The organism is Pseudomonas mendocina (assembly GCF_900636545.1).
Taxonomy (GTDB): Bacteria; Pseudomonadota; Gammaproteobacteria; order Pseudomonadales; family Pseudomonadaceae; genus Aquipseudomonas; species Aquipseudomonas mendocina.
The window spans coordinates 2,589,405-2,614,749 of the sequence record NZ_LR134290.1; the positions used below are offsets into that span (position 1 = coordinate 2,589,405).

Annotated in this window: 25 protein-coding genes and 1 pseudogene; 20 read left to right on the forward strand and 6 right to left on the reverse strand. The window is 63.7% G+C overall.

What is annotated here, in order from left to right; genetic code table 11:
* Positions 1 to 39 precede the first annotated feature (39 nt).
* Positions 40 to 687 carry a hypothetical protein gene (locus EL191_RS11940; protein ID WP_013715536.1) on the reverse strand — a complete coding sequence of 216 codons (648 nt, stop codon included), beginning with the start codon at positions 685 to 687 and terminating at the stop codon, positions 40 to 42.
* Between the two features lie 174 nt (positions 688 to 861).
* On the opposite strand from EL191_RS11940, the gene EL191_RS11945 reads away from it, so the two are divergent.
* A complete protein-coding gene (locus EL191_RS11945) occupies positions 862 to 2,223 on the forward strand; it encodes a UDP-glucose dehydrogenase family protein (protein WP_041979234.1) in 1,362 nt (453 codons plus the stop codon).
* A 42-nt stretch (positions 2,224 to 2,265) separates the two neighbouring features.
* Positions 2,266 to 3,105, forward strand: coding sequence for a UTP--glucose-1-phosphate uridylyltransferase GalU (galU, locus tag EL191_RS11950; protein WP_013715538.1), 840 nt, complete (start codon positions 2,266 to 2,268; stop codon positions 3,103 to 3,105).
* Positions 3,106 to 3,284: 179 nt separating this feature from the next.
* Here galU (EL191_RS11950) and EL191_RS11955 read toward each other — a convergent pair whose 3' ends face one another.
* Positions 3,285 to 3,719 (reverse strand): VOC family protein, encoded by a 435-nt coding sequence (locus EL191_RS11955; protein ID WP_041979231.1) that lies wholly within the window; start codon positions 3,717 to 3,719, stop codon positions 3,285 to 3,287.
* A 69-nt stretch (positions 3,720 to 3,788) separates the two neighbouring features.
* Between EL191_RS11955 and gorA the strand changes: the two genes are divergently transcribed.
* From gorA to EL191_RS12000, 9 genes are all read left to right on the forward strand, one after another.
* Positions 3,789 to 5,147 carry a glutathione-disulfide reductase gene (gene gorA / locus EL191_RS11960; RefSeq protein ID WP_041979229.1) on the forward strand — a complete coding sequence of 453 codons (1,359 nt, stop codon included), beginning with the start codon at positions 3,789 to 3,791 and terminating at the stop codon, positions 5,145 to 5,147.
* A 7-nt stretch (positions 5,148 to 5,154) separates the two neighbouring features.
* On the forward strand, positions 5,155 to 5,778 hold the full coding sequence (locus EL191_RS11965) for a trimeric intracellular cation channel family protein (protein WP_013715541.1): 624 nt from the start codon (positions 5,155 to 5,157) through the stop codon (positions 5,776 to 5,778).
* Between the two features lie 197 nt (positions 5,779 to 5,975).
* Positions 5,976 to 6,467 (forward strand): hypothetical protein, encoded by a 492-nt coding sequence (locus tag EL191_RS11970; RefSeq protein ID WP_041979227.1) that lies wholly within the window; start codon positions 5,976 to 5,978, stop codon positions 6,465 to 6,467.
* 10 nt (positions 6,468 to 6,477) lie between these two features.
* On the forward strand, positions 6,478 to 6,927 hold the full coding sequence (locus tag EL191_RS11975) for a DUF421 domain-containing protein (RefSeq protein WP_041979224.1): 450 nt from the start codon (positions 6,478 to 6,480) through the stop codon (positions 6,925 to 6,927).
* 118 nt (positions 6,928 to 7,045) lie between these two features.
* Positions 7,046 to 7,213, forward strand: coding sequence for a con-10 family general stress protein (locus EL191_RS11980; RefSeq protein ID WP_013715544.1), 168 nt, complete (start codon positions 7,046 to 7,048; stop codon positions 7,211 to 7,213).
* A gap of 144 nt (positions 7,214 to 7,357) precedes the next feature.
* On the forward strand, positions 7,358 to 8,221 hold the full coding sequence (gene galU / locus EL191_RS11985; protein WP_013715545.1) for a UTP--glucose-1-phosphate uridylyltransferase GalU: 864 nt from the start codon (positions 7,358 to 7,360) through the stop codon (positions 8,219 to 8,221).
* 26 nt (positions 8,222 to 8,247) lie between these two features.
* The gene (locus EL191_RS11990) at positions 8,248 to 9,102 is read left to right on the forward strand and encodes an SDR family oxidoreductase (RefSeq protein ID WP_041979222.1); all 855 of its coding nucleotides are present in this window, start codon (positions 8,248 to 8,250) and stop codon (positions 9,100 to 9,102) included.
* Between the two features lie 91 nt (positions 9,103 to 9,193).
* Complete coding sequence (locus EL191_RS11995) at positions 9,194 to 9,364, forward strand: con-10 family general stress protein (protein ID WP_013715547.1); 171 nt, start codon at positions 9,194 to 9,196, stop codon at positions 9,362 to 9,364.
* 77 nt (positions 9,365 to 9,441) lie between these two features.
* Positions 9,442 to 9,912, forward strand: a complete 471-nt coding sequence (locus tag EL191_RS12000; protein WP_013715548.1) for a hemerythrin domain-containing protein — start codon at positions 9,442 to 9,444, stop codon at positions 9,910 to 9,912.
* A 37-nt stretch (positions 9,913 to 9,949) separates the two neighbouring features.
* Here the strand turns inward: EL191_RS12000 and EL191_RS12005 are convergent, their stop codons facing one another.
* A complete protein-coding gene (locus EL191_RS12005; RefSeq protein WP_041979219.1) occupies positions 9,950 to 10,918 on the reverse strand; it encodes a methyltransferase in 969 nt (322 codons plus the stop codon).
* 15 nt (positions 10,919 to 10,933) lie between these two features.
* Positions 10,934 to 12,334, reverse strand: a complete 1,401-nt coding sequence (locus tag EL191_RS12010) for an iron-containing redox enzyme family protein (protein WP_041979216.1) — start codon at positions 12,332 to 12,334, stop codon at positions 10,934 to 10,936.
* Positions 12,335 to 12,495: 161 nt separating this feature from the next.
* Here EL191_RS12010 and EL191_RS12015 point away from each other — a divergent pair, with 161 nt between their 5' ends.
* The 5 genes from EL191_RS12015 to EL191_RS12035 all read left to right on the forward strand — a co-directional run bounded on the left by EL191_RS12015 (position 12,496) and on the right by EL191_RS12035 (position 16,010).
* A complete protein-coding gene (locus EL191_RS12015; RefSeq protein WP_041979213.1) occupies positions 12,496 to 13,632 on the forward strand; it encodes a carboxylate-amine ligase in 1,137 nt (378 codons plus the stop codon).
* A gap of 56 nt (positions 13,633 to 13,688) precedes the next feature.
* Entirely contained in the window at positions 13,689 to 14,855 is a 1,167-nt protein-coding gene (locus EL191_RS12020) for a zinc-dependent alcohol dehydrogenase (protein ID WP_041979209.1), read from the forward strand.
* Between the two features lie 118 nt (positions 14,856 to 14,973).
* On the forward strand, positions 14,974 to 15,318 hold the full coding sequence (locus EL191_RS12025) for a YgaP family membrane protein (protein ID WP_013715553.1): 345 nt from the start codon (positions 14,974 to 14,976) through the stop codon (positions 15,316 to 15,318).
* Between the two features lie 72 nt (positions 15,319 to 15,390).
* Entirely contained in the window at positions 15,391 to 15,813 is a 423-nt protein-coding gene (locus EL191_RS12030) for a hypothetical protein (protein WP_041979206.1), read from the forward strand.
* The gene (locus EL191_RS12035) at positions 15,810 to 16,010 is read left to right on the forward strand and encodes a hypothetical protein (protein WP_041979204.1); all 201 of its coding nucleotides are present in this window, start codon (positions 15,810 to 15,812) and stop codon (positions 16,008 to 16,010) included. Before EL191_RS12030 ends, EL191_RS12035 begins: the two co-directional genes overlap by 4 nt.
* Before the next feature lie 108 nt (positions 16,011 to 16,118).
* Here EL191_RS12035 and EL191_RS12040 read toward each other — a convergent pair whose 3' ends face one another.
* Positions 16,119 to 16,499 carry a Rho termination factor N-terminal domain-containing protein gene (locus EL191_RS12040; RefSeq protein WP_041979201.1) on the reverse strand — a complete coding sequence of 127 codons (381 nt, stop codon included), beginning with the start codon at positions 16,497 to 16,499 and terminating at the stop codon, positions 16,119 to 16,121.
* A 147-nt stretch (positions 16,500 to 16,646) separates the two neighbouring features.
* On the opposite strand from EL191_RS12040, the gene EL191_RS12045 reads away from it, so the two are divergent.
* From EL191_RS12045 to glgB, 4 genes and pseudogenes are all read left to right on the forward strand, one after another.
* A complete protein-coding gene (locus EL191_RS12045; protein WP_041979199.1) occupies positions 16,647 to 17,171 on the forward strand; it encodes an MgtC/SapB family protein in 525 nt (174 codons plus the stop codon).
* Positions 17,172 to 17,323: 152 nt separating this feature from the next.
* Complete coding sequence (locus EL191_RS12050; RefSeq protein ID WP_041979197.1) at positions 17,324 to 19,306, forward strand: alpha-1,4-glucan--maltose-1-phosphate maltosyltransferase; 1,983 nt, start codon at positions 17,324 to 17,326, stop codon at positions 19,304 to 19,306.
* A gap of 16 nt (positions 19,307 to 19,322) precedes the next feature.
* Positions 19,323 to 22,621, forward strand: a pseudogene (gene treS / locus EL191_RS12055) (maltose alpha-D-glucosyltransferase).
* Positions 22,618 to 24,780 (forward strand): 1,4-alpha-glucan branching protein GlgB, encoded by a 2,163-nt coding sequence (gene glgB / locus EL191_RS12060; RefSeq protein WP_080764278.1) that lies wholly within the window; start codon positions 22,618 to 22,620, stop codon positions 24,778 to 24,780. Before treS ends, glgB begins: the two are co-directional and overlap by 4 nt.
* 143 nt (positions 24,781 to 24,923) lie before the next feature.
* On the opposite strand, the gene EL191_RS12065 is transcribed toward glgB, so the two are convergent.
* Complete coding sequence (locus EL191_RS12065) at positions 24,924 to 25,337, reverse strand: CBS domain-containing protein (protein ID WP_026041892.1); 414 nt, start codon at positions 25,335 to 25,337, stop codon at positions 24,924 to 24,926.
* Between the last annotated feature and the right edge of the window lie 8 nt (positions 25,338 to 25,345).

Here is a 25,345-nt window from a genome sequence, read left to right on the forward strand (position 1 = left end):
TTTGACCTGCGGTCAGCGCGGGGCGCCCCAGGGCGGCGATTATTGGTTGGGGTTGTCCAGGAACAGGATTTCCGTCTCCTGGCTGTACTCATAGGGCGTGGCCTCGATGTCCGGTGAGGAGTACTGGAGATTGCTGACCAGCAGCCCGACTCGCTTGCTGTTGGCGTCGCCCTCGAAGACATTGATGAACACCCTGTTACCCGAGCAGTCGCGCTCTACATAGGCGCCGCAGTTGCCGGAATTGTCGGATTCGCTTGCGCTGAACAGCGTTTTGACTGCCCAGCCATCGAACACCACCAACGAATAGCTGCTCTCCGACGTACCTTGGCCCGAACCCGCGCCGCCAATGATCACCGCAGAATGGCTGGTGCTGTATTCGTCCAGGGTGCGAATCTGGTTGTACTGCCCGCCGAATTCGTCCAAAGGTCGTGCTTCGCCGATCTGGGGGCGTACCAGCAGGTAGCCGGCCCAGAAATTGCGCCCGGCGTTCTCGTAGGACACGGAAGCGAGATAGGCCTGCTCACCGCCCTTGAGGGTGATGGGCAGCAACTTGTCGATGCTCGGCCCCATTTCATTGATTTCCTCGGGTGACCAGGCGGCGATCTGAGTAGGCGACGGCGGCGTCGGGGGCGCGGCGAAGACGGTGGCGGCAGAACAGGCGAGGGCGGCGATAGCCAGTGAGCGCATGACGAGGTCCCTGTAGTCGGTTGGTTTCCAGCTGCCCGTGGAAGATACAAGCCGCCTGGAGCCAGCGCCAGTCGCGCGGCAGGGCTGGCGCTTGTCACCATTGCTTAGTCGTTTCGTCACATCACTGCCACCACGATTGGTTGCAATCGCAGCAAACGCCTGGAGGATACTGCGATGCAGATATGCGTGATAGGAGCAGGGTACGTGGGGCTGGTGACGGCGACCTGCCTGGCCGAGATGGGCAACCAGGTGGTCTGCGTCGAGCGTGATCCGCAGCGCGTTGCGCAGCTTGCGCAAGGTGAGGTACCGATCTACGAGCCGGGCCTGGAGGCGCTGCTCAGGGCGCAGCTGACGGCGGGGCAGCTCAGCTTCACCGCGCAGCTTCAGGCGGGAATCCGCCGCACCGAGGTCATTTTCATCGCGGTGGGCACGCCCAGTGGTGAGGACGGTTCGGCCGACCTGAGTCATGTACTGGCGGTTGCCGATGAGTTGGGGGAGCGGCTCGAGCACGGATGCCTGGTCGTCGACAAGTCCACCGTGCCAGTGGGCACCGCCGAACGCGTCGAACAGCGCATCAACGCCGGCCTGGCCCGTCGAGGCAAGCGCGTGCGGGTGAGCGTTGCCAGCAACCCGGAATTCCTCAAGGAGGGCTCGGCGGTCGAAGACTTCATGCGCCCCGATCGGGTCATCGTCGGCTGTGATGACGAGCGCGGGCGTGAGCTGCTGCGCAGATTGTATGCGCCGTTCCTGCGCAATCACGACCGCCTGTTGTGCATGGGTGTGCGCGCGGCCGAGTTCAGCAAATATGCGGCCAACGCCTTCCTGGCCACCAAGATTTCCTTCATCAACGAGATGGCCGGTATCTGCGCGCGCCTTGGCGTCGATATCGAGGAGGTGCGTCGCGGCATCGGCAGCGACCGGCGCATCGGTACGCACTTCATCTATGCCGGCTGCGGCTATGGCGGCTCGTGCTTTCCCAAGGACGTCAAGGCGTTGATCCGCACCGCCGAGCACGAGGGTATCGAGCCGGGCATCCTGCGCGCGGTCGAGGCGCGCAATGCGCTGCAGAAAACGCTGCTGTTCCAGGCACTGCGCGAACACTTCGACGGCCACCTGCAGGGACGGGTCGTCGCACTCTGGGGCCTGGCGTTCAAGCCCGGTACCGATGATCTACGCGAGGCGCCCAGCCTGGTGCTGCTCGAGGCGCTATTACTTGCCGGCGCCAGGGTGCAGGCCTGCGATCCGGCGGCTACGGCCGCCGTCGCGTCACGCTATCCGTCGGCCGTCGAGGCGGGGCAGCTGGTGCTCAGCGAGTCTCCCTATGCAGTCACCCAGGGTGCCGATGCGCTGGTACTGGTGACCGAGTGGAAGCAGTTTCGCCAGCCGGATTTCCCGCGCATTCGCGGTGCCATGCGCATGCCGGTGCTTTTCGATGGGCGCAATATCTATGACGCCGAACAACTGGCGGAATCGGGTTTTCTGTATCGGGGTATCGGTCGGCCTGCAAGCGGCAGTTGTAAGGCTAGCGCGGCTTGATAGACTGAGCAGGCATTCCAACCATCCCCATCTGGGAGTCCCATGATCAAGAAATGCCTGTTCCCCGCTGCCGGTTACGGCACCCGCTTTTTGCCAGCGACCAAGGCAATGCCCAAGGAAATGCTTCCGGTGGTGAACAAGCCACTGATCCAGTACGGCGTCGAAGAGGCACTGGAAGCTGGCCTCGACCAGATTTCCATCGTCACCGGCCGTGGCAAGCGCGCACTGGAAGACCATTTCGACGTGAGCTATGAGCTCGAGCATCAGATCAAGGGCACCGACAAGGAAAAATACCTGGTTGGCATCCGTCGCCTGATCGACGAGTGCAGCTTCTCCTACACCCGTCAGGTCGAGATGAAAGGCCTGGGCCACGCCATCCTCTGCGGTCAGCCGCTGATCGGTGACGAACCCTTCGCCGTGGTTCTGGCCGACGACCTGTGCCTGAACCTCGAAGGCGACAGCGTACTGGCGCAGATGGTCAAGCTGTACAACCAGTTCCGCTGCTCCATCGTCGCGATCCAGGAAGTGCCGAGGGACGAAACCTCCAAGTACGGTGTGATCGCCGGCGAGATGATCCGCGAGGACATCTACCGCGTCAGCAACATGGTGGAGAAGCCCAAGCCCGAGGATGCACCGTCGAACCTGGCGATCATCGGTCGCTACATCCTCACCCCGGACATCTTCGATCTGATCCGCAGCACGCCGCCGGGCAAGGGCGGTGAGATCCAGATCACCGACGCCCTGATGCGCCAGGCCCAGCAGGGCTGCGTGATGGCATACAAGTTCAAGGGCCAGCGTTTCGACTGCGGTAGCGCCGAGGGTTACATCGACGCGACCAACTTCTGCTTCGAGAATCTGTACAAGACCGGCAAGGCGTTCTGATACGCCGCCAGGTCAGCGCCCGGGGTAATCCCCTCAGTTGAAAAAACGCCGCGATCGTCTTGCATGATCGCGGCGTTTTCATTTATTCGCGGACAAGTCCGCTCCCACAAGGGGCTGCACCAGAGGCCTTTGGCGTGGGCTGTGGGAGCGGACTTGTCCGCGAAGCTGTCGTGCTCAAATCACTGGCCGTACCTGGGAACTGGCATCTGCTCCGAGCCGGGGCCGAGCGGCTGGCCGTAGCTGAATTCAACATAGTTGCCGGCCGGGTCACGCATGCCGCAGTAATAACCAACCGGATAGGGCTCATCACGTGGCGCCCAGATCAGGCAACCCTCGCGCTCGGCCAGGGCGGCAATGCGGTCGACCTCCTCGCGGCTGCCCAGGGCGAAGCCGAAGTGACTGTAGTCGTTGGCCGCCAGGTTACGGTCCTCACCGCCGGGCATGATGACGAAGATGAACTGGTGTTCCTTGCCCGGCTCGGCCATCCAGACGATACGCGTGCCCTTGCCAGGGCGCTCGTGGATCACCTGCATGCCGCAAAATTGCTGATAGAACGCGATGCAGGCATCGAGATCGGGAACGTGCAGGGCGAGATGAGTCAGGGTAGGGCGCATATCCACCTCCTGCTTTCAGCTTAGTGCTGGCCTTTACGGTATGCTCCTCATCTGCCAAGGAGATACCTCATGAGTTACGACTTCGACCTGTTCGTGATCGGCGCCGGTTCCGGCGGCGTGCGTGCGGCGCGCTTCGCCGCTGGTTTTGGCGCTCGCGTCGCGGTCGCCGAGAGCCGCTACCTGGGCGGCACCTGCGTCAACGTCGGCTGCGTACCGAAGAAACTGCTGGTGTACGGTGCGCATTTCTCCGAGGACTTCGAGCAGGCCTCGGGTTTCGGCTGGTCGCTCGGCGAGGCGAACTTCGACTGGGCGACATTGATCGCCAACAAGAACCGCGAAATCGAGCGCCTCAATGGCATCTACCGCAATCTATTGACCAACAGTGGCGTCAGCCTGTTCGAAGGCCATGCGCGCATCGTCGATGCCCATACCGTCGAGGTCAATGGCCAGCGCCACAGCGCCGAGCGCATCCTCATCGCCACCGGTGGCTGGCCGCAGATCCCCGACATTCCCGGTCGCGAGCACGCCATCAGCTCCAACGAAGCCTTCTTCCTCAAGCAACTGCCCAAGCGTGTGCTGGTGGTCGGCGGTGGCTATATCGCCGTGGAGTTCGCCTCGATCTTCCATGGCCTGGGCGCTCGGACTTCGCTGCTGTATCGCGGCGACTTGTTCCTGCGCGGTTTCGACGGTGCGGTGCGCGAGCACCTGCGCGACGAGCTGAGCAAGAAGGGCCTGGACCTGCAGTTCAATGCCGACATCGCCAGCATCGAACGCAAGGCTGACGGCAGCCTCGCGGCCACACTCAAGGATGGCCGCGTGCTGGAGGCCGACTGTGTGTTCTATGCCACCGGTCGCCGCCCGATGCTCGACAACCTTGGCCTGGAGAACGTCGAGGTCAAGCTGGACAAGCGGGGCTACATCGAAGTCGATGATCTGTTCCAGACGTCCACGCCGTCGATTCTCGCCCTGGGCGATGTGATCGGCCGCGTGCAGTTGACCCCGGTCGCGCTGGCCGAAGGCATGGCCGTGGCGCGGCGGCTGTTCAAGCCCGAGGAATATCGTCCGCTGGACTACCGCATGATCCCCACCGCCGTTTTCAGCCTGCCGAACATCGGCACCGTTGGCCTCAGCGAAGAGCAGGCCATCGAAGACGGCCACAAGGTCAAGGTCTTCGAGAGCCGCTTCCGCCCGATGAAGCTGACGCTCACGGAAAACCCGGAGCGCACCCTGATGAAGCTGGTGGTCGATGCCGACAGCGACCGTGTGCTCGGCTGCCACATGGTCGGCCCGGAGGCGGGTGAGATCATCCAGGGCCTGGCCATCGCGCTCAAGGCTGGTGCGACCAAGCAGATCTTCGACGAGACCATCGGCGTGCACCCGAGCGCCGCCGAGGAGTTCGTCACCCTGCGTACGCCGGTCAGCCGTTGAGGGCCGCATGGAAAAGCTTTTCTATGTCGCCGACCTGTTCGGCGTGGCGGTGTTCGCCATCACCGGGGCATTGATGGCGGGGCGCAAGTCCATGGACCTGTTCGGCGTGCTGGTGATGGCCATCGTCACCGCACTGGGTGGCGGTACGCTGCGTGACCTGATCCTGGACAACCATCCGGTCAGCTGGATTCGCGACGACACCTACATTCTCGTCGCGTCCCTGGCGGCACTGGGCACAGTGGCCTGGGTGCGCATGACCCGGCCAATTCATGAAAAGGGCCTGCTGATCGCCGATGCCTTCGGCCTGGCCGTGTTCACCGTGTATGGCACCGAGCTGGCGTTGCAGAACGGCACACCGATCAGCACTGCAGTGATCATGGGGGTGATGACCGGCGTGGTCGGCGGGGTGATTCGTGATGTGCTGTGCAACGAGATCCCGCTGATCTTCCAGAAGGAAATCTACGCTACCGCCTGCATCGCCGGGGCGCTCACCTTCATCGGTCTGCGCGCCCTGGGTACGCCGCACTGGCTGGATACCGCCGCGGCGATGTTCGTGGTGTTGGCAGCGCGGCTGGCGGCGATCCACTGGCACCTTGGCTTGCCGCGCTTCCACCTGCTCGACCGGCATTGAGCATGACTGCAAGTCTGGTAGTGCCTGTCGGCACTACCAGCTGCATGGCGCCTGCTGGTCCCCATCTGATCTGAGGCCTGCCATGACGGCAGCCGGGACGCGTGCAACACGCGTCCGCTCCGGTCGATACAGCATGGGAAATTTTCTTCTGATGTTTGCCTTCGACGGTAGGTCATAGGTTTCAGGAGGAGACCAACATGCACCTACCTGAACAAAGCAGTCGCGACGCCCCCGTAGAGGAAAACATGGCCCTGCAGGTCCGTGGCTGGAAGATAGAGCGCCTGGGCTGGTATGGCCTGCTGCTGATCATGGCCCTGGCACTGGCCGGGCTGTTTTCCAAAGGGCCGCTCAGTCATGTTCAGGCCGGTGGCGCGCAGGATGCGCTCCAGGTGGAATACCAGCGTTTTGCACGCAATGGCGCGCATTCGCCACTCAAGGTGAGCCTGCAGGGCACCATGCAACTGCATATCGCCGGCGAACTGCTGGAGGGCTTTTCCATCGAGTCGATCCAACCCGTTCCGAGGCGTAGCGCCAGCGACGGGGCCGGCGGCCTGATTCTCGATTTCACTGGCGAGGCCGAACGCATCGACGTCAGCCTGAGACTCACCGCTGACGGCTTGGGGGCTTATCGCTCGACGTTCCATGCAGCGGGCCAGCAGCTCGAACTGAACCAGTTCATCTACCCCTGAGGAGACGATCATGGATGCGGTATTGCGTGCCTGCGCCGTCTATCTGGCGCTGCTGATCCTGTTCAAGCTGTCTGGCAGACGCTCGTTGGCGCAACTGACCACCTTCGATTTCGTGCTGCTACTGATCATCGGCGAAGCGACTCAGCAGGCACTGCTGGGCGATGACTTCTCCGTTACCAACATGATCCTGGTGGTCACCACTCTGATCGCCCTGGATGTCGGCGCCTCGCTGCTCAAGCGCCGCAACGACTGGTTGGCGCGCCTGCTCGATGGGTCACCGACCATAATCGTCGAGGACGGCGTGCCGATGCAGTGGCGCATGGACAAGGCGCGCCTGACTCTCGACGACATCATGGAATCTGCGCGGGAGAGCGGGCTGGAGCGTCTGGACCAGATTCGCTACGCGATCATCGAGCGTAACGGCAAGATCTCCATCATCCAGCGACGCGACGAAAAATGAGCATGACCGCTCGTCAGCGATTGTCGAGCGAGGCGGAGAAATAGGCTGAACGTCCGCGCAGGGTCCTTTCTCCAAATCAGTGCACGGGCAATTCTGCCCATCACTGAGGAGAAACGACATGAGTAACAAGAACCCTGGCAACTTCGCCAACGATCGTGAAAAAGCGTCCGAAGCCGGCAAGAAGGGCGGCCAGAACAGCGGCGGCAACTTCGCCAATGATCGTCAGAAAGCCTCCGAGGCTGGCCGCAAAGGTGGCCAGAACAGCCACGGTGGAGGCCGCAGTTGATTGATTGCGTAGCCTGGGGGAGGCCCACTACGGGCCTCCTTTCCCTCTGCCGCAGCGAAACGCCAAACGCGCGAAATTCCTTGAACCGCCAGCACTTCAGATAGGTCAAGTTCTATTACCGAGTCATTCAACTGGTAGAGAACCATGATCAAGAAATGTTTGTTCCCCGCAGCCGGTTACGGCACCCGTTTTCTTCCCGCTACCAAGTCGATGCCCAAGGAAATGCTCCCGGTAGTCGACACCCCGTTGATCCAGTATGGCGTCGAAGAAGCACTGCAAGCCGGGCTGCATGAAATTGCCATCGTCACGGGCCGTGGCAAGCGTTCGCTGGAAGACCACTTCGATATCAGCTATGAGCTGGAACACGAGATTTCCAACACCGGCAAGGAAAAATCCTTGAGCGGTGTGCGCCACTTGATCGACCAATGCACTTTCTCCTATACCCGCCAGATCGAGATGAAAGGCCTCGGTCATGCCATCCTCACCGGCCGTTCGCTGATTGGCGACGAGGCGTTCGCCGTGGTGCTGGCCGATGACCTGTGCCTGAACCTGGAAGGCGACGGCGTGCTGGCCCAGATGGTCAAGCTCTACGAACAGTTCCGCTGCTCCATCGTCGCCATCCAGGAGGTGCCGATGGAGGAGGTTTCGCGTTACGGCGTGATCGCCGGCGAAGCGCTGCGTGACGACATCTTCCGCATCGAGCGCATGGTGGAGAAACCCAATCCCGAAGATGCGCCGTCGAACCTGGCGATCATCGGCCGCTACATCCTCACACCGGATATCTTCGAGCTGATCGAGCAGACCGAACCGGGCAAGAGCGGCGAAATCCAGATCACCGACGCGCTGATGAAACAGGCCCAGCAGGGCTGCGTGCTGGCGTACAAGTTCAAGGGCCGTCGCTTCGACTGCGGCTCGGCCGAAGGCTATGTGCAGGCCACCAATTTCTGCTTCGAGAACCGCCACAAGACCCACCCGGTGATGGCCAGCCCACGTCTGCAGGCCGTCTGAACGCTTACCCGAAGGGAGGAGTGAAGATGAACGACAAGACACTGCCCGCTCAGCATCAGGAGCGACAGCCCGGCGTCGAGCACGCCATGCACCCCGAGCCGGTGTACCTCGCCGACGATTATCGCGCCGCTGGCAAGCTGGCTGGCAAGGTGGCGATCATCACCGGTGGCGACAGCGGCATCGGCCGCGCCGTCGCCGTGCACTACGCGCTCGAAGGCGCCAAAGTCGCGCTGGTCTATCTCAACGAAGACGCGGACGCACAGAAAACCCTCGACGAAGTGAACCGGCATGGCGGCGAAGCCGTCGCCCTGGCCGGTGACGTGGGCGACGGCAACTTCTGCCAGTGCGTGGTCGATGCGGTCATCGCCAAGTGGGGACGCATCGACATCCTTATCAACAATGCTGGCGAACAGCACCCCGAGCACAACCTCGAGGCACTCGACGAAGCGCAGTGGGAACAGACCTTTCGCACCAACATCTTCGCCATGTTCCACCTGACCAAGGTCGCGCTGCAGCACCTGCAGCCGGGCTCGAGCATCATCAACACCAGTTCGGTGACGGCCTACAAGGGCAATCCCATGCTGCTCGACTATTCCTCCACCAAGGGGGCGATCACTTCGTTCACCCGGTCGCTGTCGATCAACCTGGCGCCGCGTGGCATACGGGTCAACGGCGTTGCCCCGGGGCCGATCTGGACGCCGTTGATTCCCTCCACCTTCAGTGCCGAAAAGGTTTCCGAGTTCGGTGCCGACACGCCGCTGGGGCGCCCCGGACAGCCGTCGGAGGTCGCGCCGGCATTCGTCTATCTGGCCAGTAACGACGCCTCTTACGTCACCGGGCAGATGCTCCATGTAAACGGCGGCAGCGTGGTCAATGGCTGATTAAAAAAGCCTGAACGAGTCGGCGAAGCGCCTGCCTGAAATTAGGTAGAGGCAATAACGCCTCGCGAAAAACTCTCAGGAGGTACCAGCAATGGCGACCAACAAAAATCCGGGTAACTTCGCAAACGATCGTGAAAAGGCTTCCGAAGCCGGCCGTAAAGGTGGCAAGAACAGCGGCGGCAACTTCGCCAATGACCGCCAGAGAGCCTCCGAGGCCGGGCGCAAGGGTGGCCAGAAAAGCCACGGCGCTCGCGACTCGTGACGCTCACCCTGGGCCCGCTGCTAGCGGGCCCAGGCTTTTCTAACGATGTGATTAGTAGACCTCAGGAGAGCAAGACGATGAATGCCATCGAACTGCTGAAGAAGGACCACGAAACCGTCAAAGACCTGCTGAGCAAGCTCGAAGAAACCACTGAACGAGCGGTGCAGACGCGCAAGAAGCTGCTGCTCAAGATCGAGCAGGAGCTGAAGATCCATACCGAGCTCGAAGAGCAGATTTTCTATCCGGCCTTCAGGCAAGCGGGCAGCAAGGACGAAGCGGTGCTGGCCGTCGAAGCGAAGGAAGAGCACCGTGCCGTCGAGGCGCTGGTGTTGCCCGATATCAAGGAAACACCGCCGTCTACGGTCGAGTTCGCCGGTCGGGTCAAGGTGCTCAAGGAACTACTCGAACACCACATCGAGGAAGAGGAACGCGACATGTTCCCTCAGGCCCGCAAGCTGCTGAGCAAACAGCAGCTGGAGCAACTGGGCGAGTCGATGGAAGTGCTGCGCAAGTCGCTGAAGAGCAGCGCGCAGGCCAAGGCGGCCTGACGCTCAAGGGCGGCGCCTGCGCATGGCAGGCGCTGCTCTAACGCTGGCGCAGGCTGGGTTGATAGGTAAGCCGCAACGCCACGCAGGCAATACGCTCGGCCTGAGCGTACTCGGGCTTCTGCAACTCCTCGCCGAACACATCCGGATCGATCTCCTGGTAATCCCAGTCCCAGCCGGTATCGCGCAGCGACAGGCGAATGGCGTTTAGGAACGGGTCCTCGCCGGCGAAGATCGCCACGCCGGTATACAACAGCAGCGTACCGCCAGGTGCCAGGCGTTCCATCGCCGTATCGAAGATCGCCAGGGACAATCCGGCACCGTGCTTGCCGCCGCCGTGGCGATAGGTTCGCTGTTGCGAGTCGAGCATATAAGGCGGGTTGGCGATGATCAGATCGAACTGGCCCGGAACATCCCGCAGCAGGTCGCTGCGCTGTACGCGCAGGTTGTAGATGCCAGCCTGGCGTGCATTCACCGCAGTCATGGCCAGGGCTTTGTTGTTGATATCCAGCGCCATGACCTCGGCTCCCGGTCGCAGCTGCGCTGCTGTGATCGCACCCGGGCCCGCGCCGCAGCCGATATCGGCGATGCGCCGCAGCGGTTGGTTGGCGTGCGCCAGGTAATCGCGCAGCAGGCGGGTGAAGCGGTAGGTATCGGGGCCGAAGAACACCGCGTCGCTTTCCTCGGTGGGAAAGGGCGAGTGCACATAGAGTTCGTCGCCCAGGCTGGAGAAGCGCACCTGGCTGATCCAGCCCAGAGCGTGAGGCTGCAGTACCTGCGCTTCACGCATGGCCGCGACGATTTCCTCATCCAGCGTTCCATCGGCGAAAGGCCGGCTCCAACCGAATACGTCGCGCAAATCCTTCGCCCGGGCATTGTCCGGGCGCTGATTGACCCGCTGGTGGGTGAGCGGCGTAGGCGTGACGAAGTGGTAGCGACGTGCGCGTAGCAAGGTGCCCAGACGCAGCAGGGCGAGGGTTTGGGTGGCATCGAAGGTCTGTTCGAGCATAAGCGGGCTCCTGAGTCAGCGCGGTTGTCGCATCAACGCCGTGAAGGTGCGGGTAGCCGCCAGGCCGGCACTGCTCCAGTGCTGGGCCGGCGACTGCAATTCGATCAGGCGGCACTCGCGTCGGTAGGCATCCAGGCCCTGTAACTGCCTGAGCATTTCGCGGCGCTCGCGATCCAGCTCGCCATGTTGCGTACCCCCTTCGGACGGCATAGCGGCTTGACTCATGCGGCGCGCTCGGAACGGCGTGCGCTGTTCGGCTGGCTGCCAGTCACCCGCGATCCAGTCGTGCAGCAGCTGACGCTCGTAGGGGCTGAATACACCGAACATCGCCGCGCCCTGACCTTGTACCAGACGCCAGAAACGACTGTCGGCCGGGTCCTTGTCGCGTCTTATCCAGCCGTTGCGCTGCAGCGCTTCGAGAAAACCCGCCACGTCACCGGAGCTACCCAGCCACTGGTTCACCGTACGCCCTTCGATACGGCAGTAGTCCGAATGCACCTGGCTGGCCACCTTGCGCTTGCGTTCGAGCATCTGCAGTACCTGCTGCTCCAGATCGAAACTGTCGATCACGGCGGTGGAGCCCATGCCTAGGTCGTTGAGCAGATAACCGCGCATGACGCGCTGGTAATAAGCCTGGGCGTCGCCAACCCGCGGCAGATTGTCCAGCACGCTTTGCACGGCCTTGGCGGCATGGCCGCTGGAGCCGTTGTCGATGGTCACGTGCAGTTGAAAATAGTAGGGGTCGATGTCCAGTTCATTGAGTTCGAAGGCGCTGATCAGCAGATGCAGCGGCAACTGTTCGTAGCCAAGGTTGTAGCCGATCACCTCGGGCAAAAACTCCTCGACCAGCAGCCCAAGGGCCAGCTGGATCGCCCCCTGGCGATAAAGCACGTCCTCCAGTTCCAGCGCATCTTCACAGCCCTGGCTGGCCAGCAGTTGGCGATAGAGCAGCACATGATTCTGCTGTGGCACGCCGTCGCCCAGCTCTTCCAGGTAGGTCCGCACCAGGGGATACACACGGTGATCACGCCAGTGGGGCAGGGTGCCGTAGAGCCAGGCACCGTCGACCAGCTTGGTTGGCGCTACCGCGCGGAGAAAATGCAGCGCATGCGCCTTGCGCGGAAAGAAACGGCGGCCCTGCCCCGAGCGGCGTCCTTCCAGGTAACTGGCGTAATCGGCGGTCACCCGTTGATGTTGACGCAACGACCAGTCGGCCAGCTCATAGGGGCTGGCCGGCAGTTCGCAGGGCAACTGCTCGACCTCCTGCAGACACTCCTGGAGAAACTCACGTGCTTGCGGATGACCCGGCTCGGGTTCGTCCAGCAGTTGGCGATAGAGGCTTTGCCAGGGGCCGGTGGCAGGAACGAAGGAAATACGTTGCGCGGCAGGCGTGTCGATGAAACTGGCGATCGACATGGGTCAAGTCTCCTGAAGAACGGGTGCCATGTTCTGTCTAGGAGGGCCCGGCCTAAACAAAGATTCCACCTAAATTCGCCTCACCCGGCGCTGCCGCAAACAGGTTGAACCCAAGCCGCAGACACGTCCTCAACTGCAGGAATCCTGGGAGTAGGTGGGGCATGAGCACGAGCACGTTCGGCATCGAGGAAGAGTACTTTCTGACCGACCTGGCAAGTCGTTGCGTGGCGCAGCAGGGGGTCGAGGCCTTTGCCGTATCCAGCCGCCGCGCCTTGGGCCCGCGCGTGACGCGCGAGATGTTCGCCGCGCAGTTCGAAGTGGTGACCCCGGTGCTGCACAGCCTCGACGAGGCGCGCGAATTTCTCGGCCAGGCGCGCCGCACCATGGCCGAACTGGCCAGCGAGTTCGGCTGCGGCATTCTCGCCGCCGGTACCCATCCGCTGGGGCAATGGCGCAGCGTGCAGGCCACCAACATGGCGCGCTACCAGGCGATCTTCGACGATTACCGCATCGTCGCCAGCCGCAGCGTGCTGGCCGGCCTGCATGTGCATGTCGGGGTGCCGGAAGGCATCGACCGCATTCGTCTGATGAACAGGCTGACGCCCTGGCTGCCATTGCTGTTGGGTTTGAGCGCGTCGTCGCCATTCTGGGATGGCCGGCCCAGCGGTCTGATGAGCTACCGCCAGGCCGTCTGTGATGAATGGCCGCGCATGGGCATTCCCGATCACTTTCGCGATGACGCCGAATACCAGCGTTACCTGAAGGTGATGACCGCGACCGACTGCATCGGCTCGGCCGTCAACCTGTGGTGGAACATCCGCCCGTCACTGCGCTTTCCTACCCTAGAGTTGCGTATCGCCGACGCCTGCCCGCAACTGCAGGACGCCCTGTGCATCGCCGGGTTGTTCCGCGCCATGCTCGGCCATGCGCTGGATGCCCCGCACCATGACTGGTTCGACGACCCGCTGACGCGCATTCTCACCCTGGAAAACCGCTGGCGTGCCAAGCGCCGTGGCCTGCGCGGTCTGTTCATCGAACCGCGCAGCCGGAGCACCTTGCCGTTCGCGGCCTGGCTGGAGCAGGTACTGGCCTGCGTCGCCGAGCAGATCGCGCCCGAGGACCGCTGGGTCATGGCACATGCGCGCAAGCTGGCACGTATCGGCGGCAGTGCCGAAGCGCAGCTTGGCCTCTATCGGCGTGCCCGCAGCGGCGGCGCCGATCATCGCGCCGCCGTGGGCGAAGTGGTCGATACGCTGATGCAGCAGACGGCCCTGCAGGACGTTCGGCAAATAGCCTGAACATCCGCCCGGCAGCGATTTCGGAATAGGAACATGCCTTTTGCGGGAGAAGCCTCATGCAAGCATTGACCTATCACGGTAGCCACGACGTGCGGGTGGAGCGGGTGCCCGATCCCGTCATCGAACAACCCGACGACATCATCCTGCGCGTGACCGCCACGGCGATCTGCGGCTCGGACCTGCACCTGTATCGCGGCAAGATTCCGCAGGTCAAGGACGGCGATATCTTCGGCCACGAGTTCATGGGCGTGGTCGAGGAGGTCGGCCCGCAGGTCACCGCGGTTAGCAAGGGCGATCGGGTCATCGTGCCCTTCGTCATCGCCTGCGGCGACTGCTTCTTCTGCCAGATGGACCTGCACGCGGCGTGCGAAACCACCAATCCGGGGCGTGGCGCGATTCTCAACAAGAAGCAGATTCCGCCAGGCGCGGCGCTGTTCGGCTACAGCCACCTGTACGGCGGTGTGCCGGGCGGGCAGGCCGAGCTGGTGCGCGTGCCCAAGGCCAATGCCGGCCCGTTCAAGGTGCCGGACGTACTCGACGACGAGCAGGTGCTGTTCCTCACCGACATCCTGCCCACTGGCTACCAGGCTGCAGTCAACGCAGGAGTCAGACCGGGCAGTCGCGTGGCGATCTATGGCGCCGGCCCGGTCGGTCTGATGAGCGCAGCCTGCGCGCGCATGCTCGGTGCCGAGCAGATCTTCATGGTCGACCATCACGATTACCGTCTGACCTACGCTCAGCAGACCTACGGGGTGATACCGATCAATTTCGACGTGATCGATGATCCAGCCAGCGCCATCATCGAACAGACGCCGGGGCACCGTGGCGTGGATGCGGTGATCGATGCGGTGGGCTTCGAGGCCAAGGGCAGCCTCACCGAAACCGTGCTGACCACGCTCAAGCTGGAAGCCAGCAGCGGCGTGGCGCTGCGCCAGTGCATCGCGGCCGTTCGCCGCGGCGGCACGGTCAGCGTGCCAGGCGTCTATGCCGGTTTCATCCACGGCTTTCTGTTTGGCGATGCCTTCGACAAGGGGCTGACCTTCAAGATGGGCCAGACCCATGTCCACCCGCTGCTGCCCACGCTACTGGAACACATCCAGCGTGGCGACCTGAACCCGGAAATCATCATCAGTCATCGCATGCCGCTGGCCGAGGCGGCTGAAGGCTATCGCCTGTTCGACTCGCGCCGCGATCAGTGCCGCAAGGTGATTCTGCGGCCCTGAACCGAGGCTACCAAGCGGCCGCTGGCCCGATTCTCTGAACCTTTGGCGTCGGCGAGGCTTTCTAAATCTCACGGGCGCCGCAATCGGCATTCGTCATGAACCATCAGGAGGAAACGCCATGTCACTGACCCAAAACGTCCATCGTGTTGAACGTGCCGTATCGCTCGCCACGGGCGCCACTGCCATCGTCGCCGGCGTCTGCCAGGGCGGCACCTCGGGTGTACTCAAGGCCCTTGGCGGCGCCGCACTGCTGCAACGCGGTCTGACTGGCCACTGCGTGGTCAAGGGGCTGATCAGCGACCCCAAGGCCGAGCTGGAATGCCTGCGTGAGCGGGTGGCCGAACTGCGCGCCGCACTGCCGCGCCTGCAGAAGGAAATGGACAGCTTGAAAGGGCGCCAGGAAAACCGGCTGGATCATGCCGTCGAAGAAACGTTCCCGGCCAGCGATCCGATCTCGCCTTGAACCGAGCGTAAGGGCGATGGCGCATCTGCGCCGTCGCCATGCTTGGCCCATATCGTTCGAAGGAGGCATCCCATGAAAGACACGACTCCAGGTCCCACCCCGGAACGAATCGATGAACAGGCGCTGGACTTCAGCGATGACGACGACAGCCTTGGCACGGGTGAGCCCTCGTTGCGGCAGTCCGCGCGACCATCGTCCAGCGCCGAGAACGAGATCGGCCTGACCGGCGCCGCGACCCTCGGCGAAAGCGAACACGAGGACAACGTCAGCCTCGACGATCTCAGTCCGGACACCCTGATCGACGACAGCGGCGCGCGCTCGCCGCTCGAACGTGGTGGCGACGGTGCCAACGATGAGGAACTGAGCGTGGTCGACGAATCGCAGGTCGGCGGTGGCTTTGGCCTCGACGAAGCGGAGCTGGCGCGCTCGGCCCCCATCGACGGCAAGCCCTGGACCGATGAAGTGGTACCTACCGACGAGGAGCGCAAGCCATGAACGCACGAACCTGCGCCTGCCCACATTGCGATTGCCCGGTCGAGTCCCGTGAATGGGTGCACGAAGTCGCGGGCGAAGATCTGCTGTATTGCTGCGAGGCCTGCATGCAGCGACATCCCAAGGGCCTGGTCCAGTGCCAGAGCGCCGGCTGCGATTGCGGCGAGCGCGTGGCGCGTGAACGCGAGCAGGCTCCCTAGGCGCTAATGCTGTTCACTGGAGGCACGCGTTTGCTCCCCTCTCCCATTCATGGGAGAGGGGCTGGGGGAGAGGGCCGAGGGCACTGATCGCGTGAACAGCAGCCCCTCTCAGGCACTGGCCTTGCGCAGCGCCTGCAACAGTTCTTCCTTGCGCATGCGAGAGCGCCCGGCGATATCCCGCTTGCGCGCCAAGTCCATCAGCTCGGTCTTGGTCATCGCTTCCAGGCGCTGACCGGGGCGGGGTGTACCTTCGCGAGTAGCGGCTGCACGCCGCGCCGAGGACTTGCGTGCAGCCTGCTTGCTGGTCGCGCTGGTCGTCTGTCCGGAACCGCCAGCCTTGTCGCCACCGCCGGACTGCTTGTTGACCGTGGCCCAGGCGCGCGCCTCGGCCTCGTCTTGGGGGACGCCGCGTTCCTTGTAGCTGTCCTCGATGTGTTCGGCCTTGCGCTTCTGCTTGTCGGTGTATTTGTCTTTGCTGCCACGGGGCATGAGCGTTCTCCCGGCTGGTTGTGAGGTAAAGGAAGTGAATGCGCCCTGATTAATTGGTTCCCGGTTTCGGATGACCGGCGGCGATTGTTCGAACCTCCAGGCATCAACGTCGCTCAGAAGGAAAGCGTCCCAGGAGATCGAACGAAGATGGACATACTCGAACGAATTCTTACCACCCTGATGCAGGAGTTCTCCGACCTCGGCCAGGTGGAGCACATCACTCGTGCCACGTTGCGCCTGCTTCTGGCCATGTTCCTTGGCGGGCTGCTCGGCTACGAGCGCGAGGTGATGGGCAAGGCCGCCGGCATGCGCACGCACATGCTGGTCTGCCTCGGCGCAGCGATCTTCGTCATGGCCCTGGAGCAGGACGGCGCCGAAGCCGATGCAATGAGCCGGGTGATCCAGGGCATCGCCGCGGGCGTCGGTTTTCTCGGCGCCGGCACCATCCTCAAAGGCCAGAACATTTCCGACGTCAAAGGCCTGACCACCGCAGCCGGCCTGTGGGCCTCGGCCGCCATCGGCGTGGCGGTCGGCCTCGGGCGCGAGGCCACCGCCGTGCTGTCCACGGTGATTGTGCTGGTGGTGCTACACCTCATGCCACTGATGGTAGATCCAGGCACCAGAACCAAGCCGGACGACCAGGGCGATGAAAAGCCGGGCGACAGGCGATAACCGTCAGCCCGGTGAACGGGCAAAAACTGCCTGAACTTTTCCCACTGCCTTCGCCTCGGAATTTCTGACAGGTGCAGCGCTTCGCGCGCTGTCGCAAACCTGCCTGCCCATCCCTTCGAACACGTCTGCCAGGCGTAGAGGAGCCAGGAAAGATGCCGTCCCCGCAGCATGCCGACCAGACCGTCAGACACGCCATTGCCCAACCCAGAATCGCCATCGAAGCGGTACAGCCGATCATCGAAGGCGGCCGCTTCGCCAGCAAATGCCTGAGCGGCCGGCCGTTGCCGGTCAGTGCGGTGATATTCAGCGATGGCCATGAGCAACTGGCCGCTGATCTGCTGTGGCGCGCGGGCGGCGAAGCTACCTGGCAGCGCACGCCGATGCAGGCGCTGGGCAATGATCGCTGGAGCGCAGAGCTGCGCATCGACCAGCAGGGCCGTGGTGAATTTGCCATCGAGGCCTGGCTGGACGTTTACGCCAGCTTCCGCCAGGAACTGGTGAAGAAGCTCGGTGCGGGTGTGCCGGTAGAGCTCGAACTGCAGGAGGGCGCGCAGCTGGTCCGGCGTATCGCCGCGCAGGCCCCGGAACCATTGCGTGCCGAGCTTACAGCGCTGATCGAACGCATGGAGGCCTCGCAATCGCAGTCTGAACGCGAGGCGGTGTTGATCGATCCTTCGGTCAATGAGCTGATGCGCCGCGCCGAATATCGGCCCCATCTGCTGCGCACGGCCAACTACCCGCTGGACGTGGAACGCAACCTGGCCGAGTTCGCCAGTTGGTACGAACTGTTTCCCCGCTCGCTGGGCGAGGAGGGCCGCCACGGCACCTTCGCCGACGTGCAGGCGCGCATCCCCGAGATCGCCGCCATGGGCTTCGACGTGCTGTATTTTCCGCCCATCCATCCCATCGGCCGCAGCCATCGCAAGGGGCCGAACAACAGCCTGAGCGCCGGCCCGGACGACCCCGGCAGCCCCTACGCCATCGGTAGCGAGGAGGGCGGCCACGACGCCGTGCACCCCGAGCTGGGCAGCCTGGAAGACTTTCGCACGCTGGTGCGCGTGGCCCGTGAACATGGCCTGGAGGTGGCGCTGGATTTTGCCGTGCAGTGCTCGCCCGATCACCCCTGGCTCGAGCAGCACCCCGGCTGGTTCAGCTGGCGCCCGGACGGCAGCATTCGCCATGCCGAGAACCCGCCGAAGAAGTACGAGGACATCGTCAACGTCGAGTTCTACGCCGAAGCGGCCATGCCCGACCTGTGGCTGGCATTGCGCGACGTGGTGCTGGGCTGGGTGGAGCAGGGCGTGACACTGTTTCGCGTCGATAACCCGCACACCAAGCCGATGCCGTTCTGGGAATGGCTGATCGCCGACGTGCGTGAACGCCATCCCGAGGTGATCTTCCTCTCCGAGGCCTTCACCCGCCCGGCCATGATGGCGCGCCTGGGCAAGCTCGGCTTCAGCCAGAGCTACACCTACTTCACCTGGCGCAACACCAAGGCCGAGCTGCAGGCCTACTTCGAAGAGCTTAACCAGCCGCCCTGGCGCGATTGCTACCGGCCGAACTTCTTCGTCAACACGCCGGATATCAATCCCTATTTCCTGCAGCGCAGCGGCCGGCCCGGCTTTCTCATCCGCGCCGCGCTGGCGACCATGGGCTCCGGCTTGTGGGGCATGTATTCGGGCTTCGAGCTGTGCGAGGCCGAGCCGGTGCCGGGCAAGGAGGAGTACTTCGATTCGGAGAAGTACCAGCTGCGCCCACGCGACTACCAGGCCCCCGGCAACATCAACGCCGAGATCACCCGGCTCAACCAGATTCGCCGCGAGAACCCGGCGTTGCAGACCCATCTGGGCTTCCAGGCCTACACCGCGTGGAACGACAACATCCTTTACTTCGGCAAGCGCACGGCTGATCTGAGCAACTTCATCCTGATCGCCATCAGCCTCGATCCGCATCACGCCCAGGAAGCGCACTTCGAACTGCCGCTGTGGGAACTGGGCCTGCCAGACGATGCCTCGCTGGCCGGTGAAGACCTGATGAACGGCCACCGCTGGACCTGGCACGGCAAGGTGCAGTGGATGCGCATCGAACCCTGGCACCTGCCTTTCGGCATCTGGCGAATCCAGACCGCCCGCTGAACAACGGAGTAACACCATGGCCAAGCGCAGCGCCGGCAAGACCTTCCTCAACGACCCGCAGTGGTACAAGGACGCGGTGATCTATCAGGTTCACGTGAAGTCCTTCTTCGACGCCAACAACGACGGCATCGGCGACTTTCAGGGCCTGATCGACAAGCTCGACTACATCGCCGAGCTGGGGGTGAACACCCTTTGGCTGCTGCCGTTCTATCCCTCGCCACGGCGTGACGACGGCTATGACATCGCCAAGTACAACGATGTCCACCCGGACTATGGCAGCCTGGCCGACGCCCGCCGTTTCATCGCCGAGGCACACCGGCGCGGCCTGCGCGTGATCACCGAGCTGGTGATCAACCACACCTCCGATCAGCACCCCTGGTTCCAGCGCGCACGCCGGGCGAAGAAGGGCTCCAAGGCTCGTGATTACTATGTCTGGTCCGACAGCGACGAGAAGTACGCCGGCACACGGATCATCTTCATCGACAGCGAGAAGTCCAACTGGACCTGGGACGCGGTGGCCGGCCAGTACTTCTGGCACCGCTTCTACTCGCATCAGCCGGACCTCAATTTCGACAATCCCAAGGTGCTCGAAGCCGTGCTCGGGGTGATGCGCTTCTGGCTCGACATGGGCGTCGATGGCCTGCGCCTGGACGCCATTCCGTACTTGATCGAGCGTGACGGCACCAGCAGCGAGAACCTGCCGGAGACCCATGCCGTGCTCAAGCGCATCCGCGCCGAACTGGATGCACGCTACCCGGATCGCCTGCTGCTGGCCGAGGCCAACCAGTGGCCGGAGGACACCCGTCCGTATTTTGGCGAGGACGACGAATGCCACATGGCCTTCCACTTCCCGCTGATGCCGCGGATGTACATGGCCATCGCCCAGGAAGACCGCTTTCCGATCACCGACATCCTGCGCCAGACCCCGGAAATTCCGCCCAACTGCCAGTGGGCCATCTTCCTGCGCAACCACGATGAGCTGACCCTGGAAATGGTCACCGACGACGAGCGCGATTACCTGTGGAACTACTACGCTGCCGACAGCCGTGCGCGGATCAACCTGGGCATTCGCCGGCGCCTGGCGCCCCTGGTAGGGCGTGACCGGCGACGCATCGAGCTGCTCAACAGCCTGCTGCTGTCGATGCCCGGCACGCCGACCCTGTACTACGGCGACGAGATCGGCATGGGCGACAACATTTACCTCGGCGATCGCGATGGCGTGCGTACGCCGATGCAGTGGTCGGTGGACCGCAACGGTGGCTTTTCCCGTGCCGACCCGGCCAGCCTGGTGCTGCCGCCGATCATGGACCCGCTGTACGGCTACCAGACCATCAACGTCGAGGCGCAGGCGCGCGACCCGCATTCGCTGCTCAACTGGACGCGGCGTATGCTCGCCATCCGCAACCAGCACAAGGCCTTTGGCCGTGGCACGCTAACGATGCTGACGCCGAGCAACCGGCGCATCCTGGCCTACCTGCGCGTGCATCGCGGCGAGGACGGCAGCGAGCAGCAGATCCTCTGCGTGGCCAACCTGTCCAGTGCGGCCCAGGCCGTCGAGCTGGAACTGGCCGACTACCGCGACCGGGTGCCGGTGGAAATGATCGGCGGCGCCTCGTTCCCACCCATTGGCCAGCTCACCTACCTGCTGACGTTGCCGCCGTATGGTTTCTACTGGTTCTACCTGGCCGACGCCTCGCAGATGCCCAGCTGGCACCTGAAACCGGTGGAGCGTATGCCGGAGCTACAGACCCTGGTGCTGGGTCGCACCCTGAGCGAAGTGATGGACGGGCGCGCGCGGCAGACGCTGGAGCGCGAGTCGCTGCCGCTGTATCTGCCCAAGCGCCGCTGGTTCGCGGGTGAACAGCGCCCGGCCGTCAGCGTGTTGTACGTGATGCCGCTTGGCGACGACGCCAACGCGCCGCTGCTGGCCGAGGTTCAGGTGACGGGGGGGGCGGCGTCGAGCATTACCGCCTGCCGCTGGCGGCCGTGCCGGAACGCGCCGAGGGTAACGATCTACCACAGCAACTGGCGCTGGCCCGGCTGCGCCGGGGTCGCCATGTGGAGCTGCTGACCGATGCCTTCAGCCTGCCGCAGTTCAGCCAGCAGGTTCTGCGCCTGCTGCGTGAGCAGGCAGTGCTGCGCAGCGCTGGCGGCGAATTGCAGTTCCGCGCCGAGGCGGCGCTGCTGGCACTCGAAGGTATCGACGAGAACGACTTCAAGCTGCTCTCCGCAGAGCAGTCCAACAGCTCGGCGCTGATCGGAGGGCAGGTGCTGCTCAAGCTACTGCGTCGCGGCTTCGCCGGTATCCACCCGGAAGTGGAGATGGGGCGTTTTCTGACCGATCACGGCTACGCCAACGTCGCACCATTTCTTGGCGAAGTGGTGCGGGTCGACGAGCAAGGCCAGCCCCATACACTGATGGTGATGCAACGTTATCTGGACAATCAGGGCGACGCCTGGCAATGGACGCTCAACACCCTCGACCGCGCCATCCGCGATCAGTTGGCCGGCGGTACCGCCGATCCGGATGTCGATGCGTTGGGCGAACTGCAACAGTTCGCCGGCGTGCTCGGCAAACGCGTCGGCGAGATGCACGCGGTACTGGCGCGGCCGGTTGAGAATCCGGACTTCGGTTATCAGCTCAGCGGCGAGCGCGACAGCGCCCACTGGGCCAAATCCATCACGGCGCAGCTGCAGGAAGCCTTGCAGGCTCTGGCTCGTCAGCGGGACGCCCTGAGCCCGGCGACAGCCGAACAGGCCGACTGGCTGCTGGCCAGGGAGAAATCCTTGCTGGAAGCCGTCACCCGCCTGGCAACGCAGGCGGCAGGTGGCCTGCGCATACGGGTGCATGGCGACCTTCACCTGGGCCAGGTCCTGGTGGTGCAGGGCGATGCCTACATCATCGACTTCGAGGGCGAGCCCAACCGCTCGCTGGAGGAGCGCCGCCAGCGCCACAGTCCGTTCAAGGACGTTGCCGGCATGCTGCGCTCCTTCGACTACGCGGCCGCGGTAGCCCAGCGCAACGCCGGCGGCGTGGAAGGCGCGGCGGACGCCCAGCAGGTAGTTCGCGACGTGGTGTCACGCTACCGCGAGCAAGCGTGCAGTGCCTTTCTCGATGCCTATCGTCTGGCCGCCAACGGCCTGCCCCACGAATGGCACGAACGCGAAGGCGAGGGCGCCGCCCTCGACCTGTTCTGCCTGGAAAAGGCTGTCTATGAAATCGTCTACGAAAGCGGCCACCGCCCCGACTGGATCGATGTCCCGTTGCAGGGGCTGGTGGATCTCGCTAACCAATTGCTAGGAGTGCGACCTTGAATCAAAACAGAGTGCAGCGCCTGCAGCGCGCCGAAGATGGCGATCCGTTCAGCTTCCTTGGTCCTCACCCGCAGGGCGACGAGAGCCTGGTGCGAGTCTGGCTGCCCGGTGCCGACGCGGTGGAGCTGCTGGCCAGCGACGGCTCGCCGCTGGGGCGCATGCACTGCAGCGACCCGCAGGGCCTGTTCGAATTGCAGCTGCCCCAGGCGCAGCGCTACCGCCTGCGCATCCACTGGCCGGGCAGCGTGCAGGAAACAGAAGATCCCTATGCCTTTAGCCCGCTGCTGGGTGATACCGACCTCTACCTGTTCGCCGAAGGCAACCACCGTCAGCTGTGGCGCTGCCTGGGCTCGGCACCGGTAGAGCATGAAGGCGTGCCTGGGGTGCGCTTCGCCGTCTGGGCGCCCAATGCGCGGCGGGTGTCGGTGGTTGGCGACTTCAACAGCTGGGACGGGCGCCGCCACCCCATGCGTTTGCGCTACCCGGCGGGCGTGTGGGAGCTGTTCATCCCGAGGCTGCAGCCCGGCGAATGCTACAAATACGAAATTCTCGGTGAGCACGGTGTGCTGCCGCTGCGCGCAGACCCCATGGCGCAAGCCACCGAGGTACCGCCGGCCACCGCCTCGAAGGTGCCACAGGATGAAGCCTTTGCCTGGCAGGACCAGCAGTGGATGAGCGAACGCCAGCAACGCCATGCTCCGCAGGCACCGCTGGCGATCTACGAGCTGCATGCCGGCTCCTGGCAATGGCATAACGATCATGCACCCGACTGGGACGAACTGGCAGAACGGCTGATTCCCTACGTGCAGGACCTGGGCTTCACCCATATCGAACTGATGCCGATCATGGAGCACCCGTTCGGCGGTTCCTGGGGTTACCAGCCGCTGTCGATGTTCGCGCCCACCTCACGCTTCGGCAGCCCGCAACGCTTCGCTGCCTTCGTCGATCGCTGCCACCGCGCCGGCATCGGCGTGATTCTCGACTGGGTGCCTGGGCATTTCCCCAACGATGCCCACGGCCTGGCCGAGTTCGACGGCACCGCGCTGTACGAGTACGCGCACCCGTTCGAGGGTTTTCACCCGGACTGGAACACCTGCATCTACAACCTCGGCCGCACTGAGGTGCACGGTTTCATGCTGGCCAGCGCGCTGTACTGGTTGCGCGAGTACCACGTCGACGGCCTACGCGTGGATGCGGTGGCGTCGATGCTCTATCGCGATTATTCGCGTGAAGCGGGGCAGTGGATTCCCAACCGCCACGGCGGGCGCGAGAACCTGGAGGCCATCGAATTCCTCCAGCATCTCAACGAGGTGGTGCGCAACGAAGTGCCCGACGCGTTGATGATCGCCGAGGAATCCACCGCCTGGCCTGGCGTCAGTCGCCCGGTGCAGCAGGGCGGCCTGGGCTTCAGCCACAAATGGAACATGGGCTGGATGAACGACAGCCTGAGCTATATCCAGCAGGACCCGATGTACCGCCTGCACCATCACCACCAGATCACCTTCGGCCTGCATTACGCCTTCTCCGAGCGCTTTATCCTGCCGATCTCCCATGACGAGGTGGTGCATGGCAAACGCTCGCTGCTCGGGCGCATGCCCGGTGATCGCTGGCAGCAATTCGCCAACCTGCGCCTGTTCCTCGCCCTGATGTGGAGCCACCCGGGCAAGAAGCTGCTGTTCATGGGCTGCGAGTTCGGCCAGTGGGGCGAGTGGAACCACGACCAGCAACTGGACTGGTACCTGCTGCAGTACCCGGAGCATGCGGCTGCCCAGGCGCTGGTACGCGAGCTGAATCGCCTGTACCGCGAAGAACCGGCGTTGCACCGCCTCGATGACCAGGACAGCGGCTTTCAATGGGTTATCGGTGATGACGCGCGCAACAGCGTGTTCGCCTGGCTGCGCAAGGGCGGCGAGGGCAGCGCGCCGCTGCTGGTGGTGCACAACTTCACCCCGCAGGTGCTCGATGGCTACCGGGTCGGCGTACCGCACGCTGGCCGCTGGCAGGTGCTGCTCAACAGCGATGAACGCCGCTGGAGCGGTTCGGGCGCTGGCAGCGAGGGTGAGCTGCACACGGAGCACCTGGCCGCTCACGGCCAGTCCGATTCGTTGAATCTGCAATTGCCGCCGTTGGCGACGCTGATTCTGCGGCCGGCGCAATGAGCCTCGCCGCTGAAGCGCCTCCCACAGAGACCGAGATGTGCCTTGGCAGTGATGATTCTGCTCCGGCCAACAAGGCCCCGGACTTGTAGCCGGAGGGGCTTTAACGGCAATCGCGGCTAAAGCCCCTCCCACCCAGGGTGCGGTCAGTGCGCGGAGGTCACGCCGCGCAGCACGGTGTCGTTGGCCATCCGGCTATGTCCGGAGGCGATATTGCCCAGCGATACCACACCCACCAGGCGCTTCTCGCGGTTGAGCACGGGCAGCCGGCGCACCTGGATATCCGCCATATTGGCAGCTACATGCTCGACGTCCTCGTCGTCGAAGCAGTAACGCACGTTGCTGCTCATTACCTGACGCACCGGCGTATCCCCGTCAAGGCCTGCGGCAACGGCACGTACGGCAATGTCGCGGTCGGTGATCATGCCGATCAGGCGGTCGCCTTCATTGATCAGCAGCGCACCGCTGTCGATATCGGCCATCAGCGTGGCGGCCTCGCGAATGCTGCGCTCGGGCTCCAGGGTGCGAACGTTGCGGGTCATAAGCTTGCTGATTTTCATCATCGATC

Excerpts from the sequence above, each read along its gene's own strand:
- EL191_RS11940 (WP_013715536.1), bottom strand. The coding sequence starts at position 687 with ATGCGCTCACTGGCTATCGCCGCCCTCGCCTGTTCTGCCGCCACCGTC.
- EL191_RS11945 (WP_041979234.1), top strand. The coding sequence starts at position 862 with ATGCAGATATGCGTGATAGGAGCAGGGTACGTGGGGCTGGTGACGGCG.
- galU (WP_013715538.1), top strand. The coding sequence starts at position 2,266 with ATGATCAAGAAATGCCTGTTCCCCGCTGCCGGTTACGGCACCCGCTTT.
- EL191_RS11955 (WP_041979231.1), bottom strand. The coding sequence starts at position 3,719 with ATGCGCCCTACCCTGACTCATCTCGCCCTGCACGTTCCCGATCTCGAT.
- gorA (WP_041979229.1), top strand. The coding sequence starts at position 3,789 with ATGAGTTACGACTTCGACCTGTTCGTGATCGGCGCCGGTTCCGGCGGC.
- EL191_RS11965 (WP_013715541.1), top strand. The coding sequence starts at position 5,155 with ATGGAAAAGCTTTTCTATGTCGCCGACCTGTTCGGCGTGGCGGTGTTC.
- EL191_RS11970 (WP_041979227.1), top strand. The coding sequence starts at position 5,976 with ATGCACCTACCTGAACAAAGCAGTCGCGACGCCCCCGTAGAGGAAAAC.
- EL191_RS11975 (WP_041979224.1), top strand. The coding sequence starts at position 6,478 with ATGGATGCGGTATTGCGTGCCTGCGCCGTCTATCTGGCGCTGCTGATC.
- EL191_RS11980 (WP_013715544.1), top strand. The coding sequence starts at position 7,046 with ATGAGTAACAAGAACCCTGGCAACTTCGCCAACGATCGTGAAAAAGCG.
- galU (WP_013715545.1), top strand. The coding sequence starts at position 7,358 with ATGATCAAGAAATGTTTGTTCCCCGCAGCCGGTTACGGCACCCGTTTT.
- EL191_RS11990 (WP_041979222.1), top strand. The coding sequence starts at position 8,248 with ATGAACGACAAGACACTGCCCGCTCAGCATCAGGAGCGACAGCCCGGC.
- EL191_RS11995 (WP_013715547.1), top strand. The coding sequence starts at position 9,194 with ATGGCGACCAACAAAAATCCGGGTAACTTCGCAAACGATCGTGAAAAG.
- EL191_RS12000 (WP_013715548.1), top strand. The coding sequence starts at position 9,442 with ATGAATGCCATCGAACTGCTGAAGAAGGACCACGAAACCGTCAAAGAC.
- EL191_RS12005 (WP_041979219.1), bottom strand. The coding sequence starts at position 10,918 with ATGCTCGAACAGACCTTCGATGCCACCCAAACCCTCGCCCTGCTGCGT.
- EL191_RS12010 (WP_041979216.1), bottom strand. The coding sequence starts at position 12,334 with ATGTCGATCGCCAGTTTCATCGACACGCCTGCCGCGCAACGTATTTCC.
- EL191_RS12015 (WP_041979213.1), top strand. The coding sequence starts at position 12,496 with ATGAGCACGAGCACGTTCGGCATCGAGGAAGAGTACTTTCTGACCGAC.
- EL191_RS12020 (WP_041979209.1), top strand. The coding sequence starts at position 13,689 with ATGCAAGCATTGACCTATCACGGTAGCCACGACGTGCGGGTGGAGCGG.
- EL191_RS12025 (WP_013715553.1), top strand. The coding sequence starts at position 14,974 with ATGTCACTGACCCAAAACGTCCATCGTGTTGAACGTGCCGTATCGCTC.
- EL191_RS12030 (WP_041979206.1), top strand. The coding sequence starts at position 15,391 with ATGAAAGACACGACTCCAGGTCCCACCCCGGAACGAATCGATGAACAG.
- EL191_RS12035 (WP_041979204.1), top strand. The coding sequence starts at position 15,810 with ATGAACGCACGAACCTGCGCCTGCCCACATTGCGATTGCCCGGTCGAG.
- EL191_RS12040 (WP_041979201.1), bottom strand. The coding sequence starts at position 16,499 with ATGCCCCGTGGCAGCAAAGACAAATACACCGACAAGCAGAAGCGCAAG.
- EL191_RS12045 (WP_041979199.1), top strand. The coding sequence starts at position 16,647 with ATGGACATACTCGAACGAATTCTTACCACCCTGATGCAGGAGTTCTCC.
- EL191_RS12050 (WP_041979197.1), top strand. The coding sequence starts at position 17,324 with ATGCCGTCCCCGCAGCATGCCGACCAGACCGTCAGACACGCCATTGCC.
- EL191_RS12065 (WP_026041892.1), bottom strand. The coding sequence starts at position 25,337 with ATGAAAATCAGCAAGCTTATGACCCGCAACGTTCGCACCCTGGAGCCC.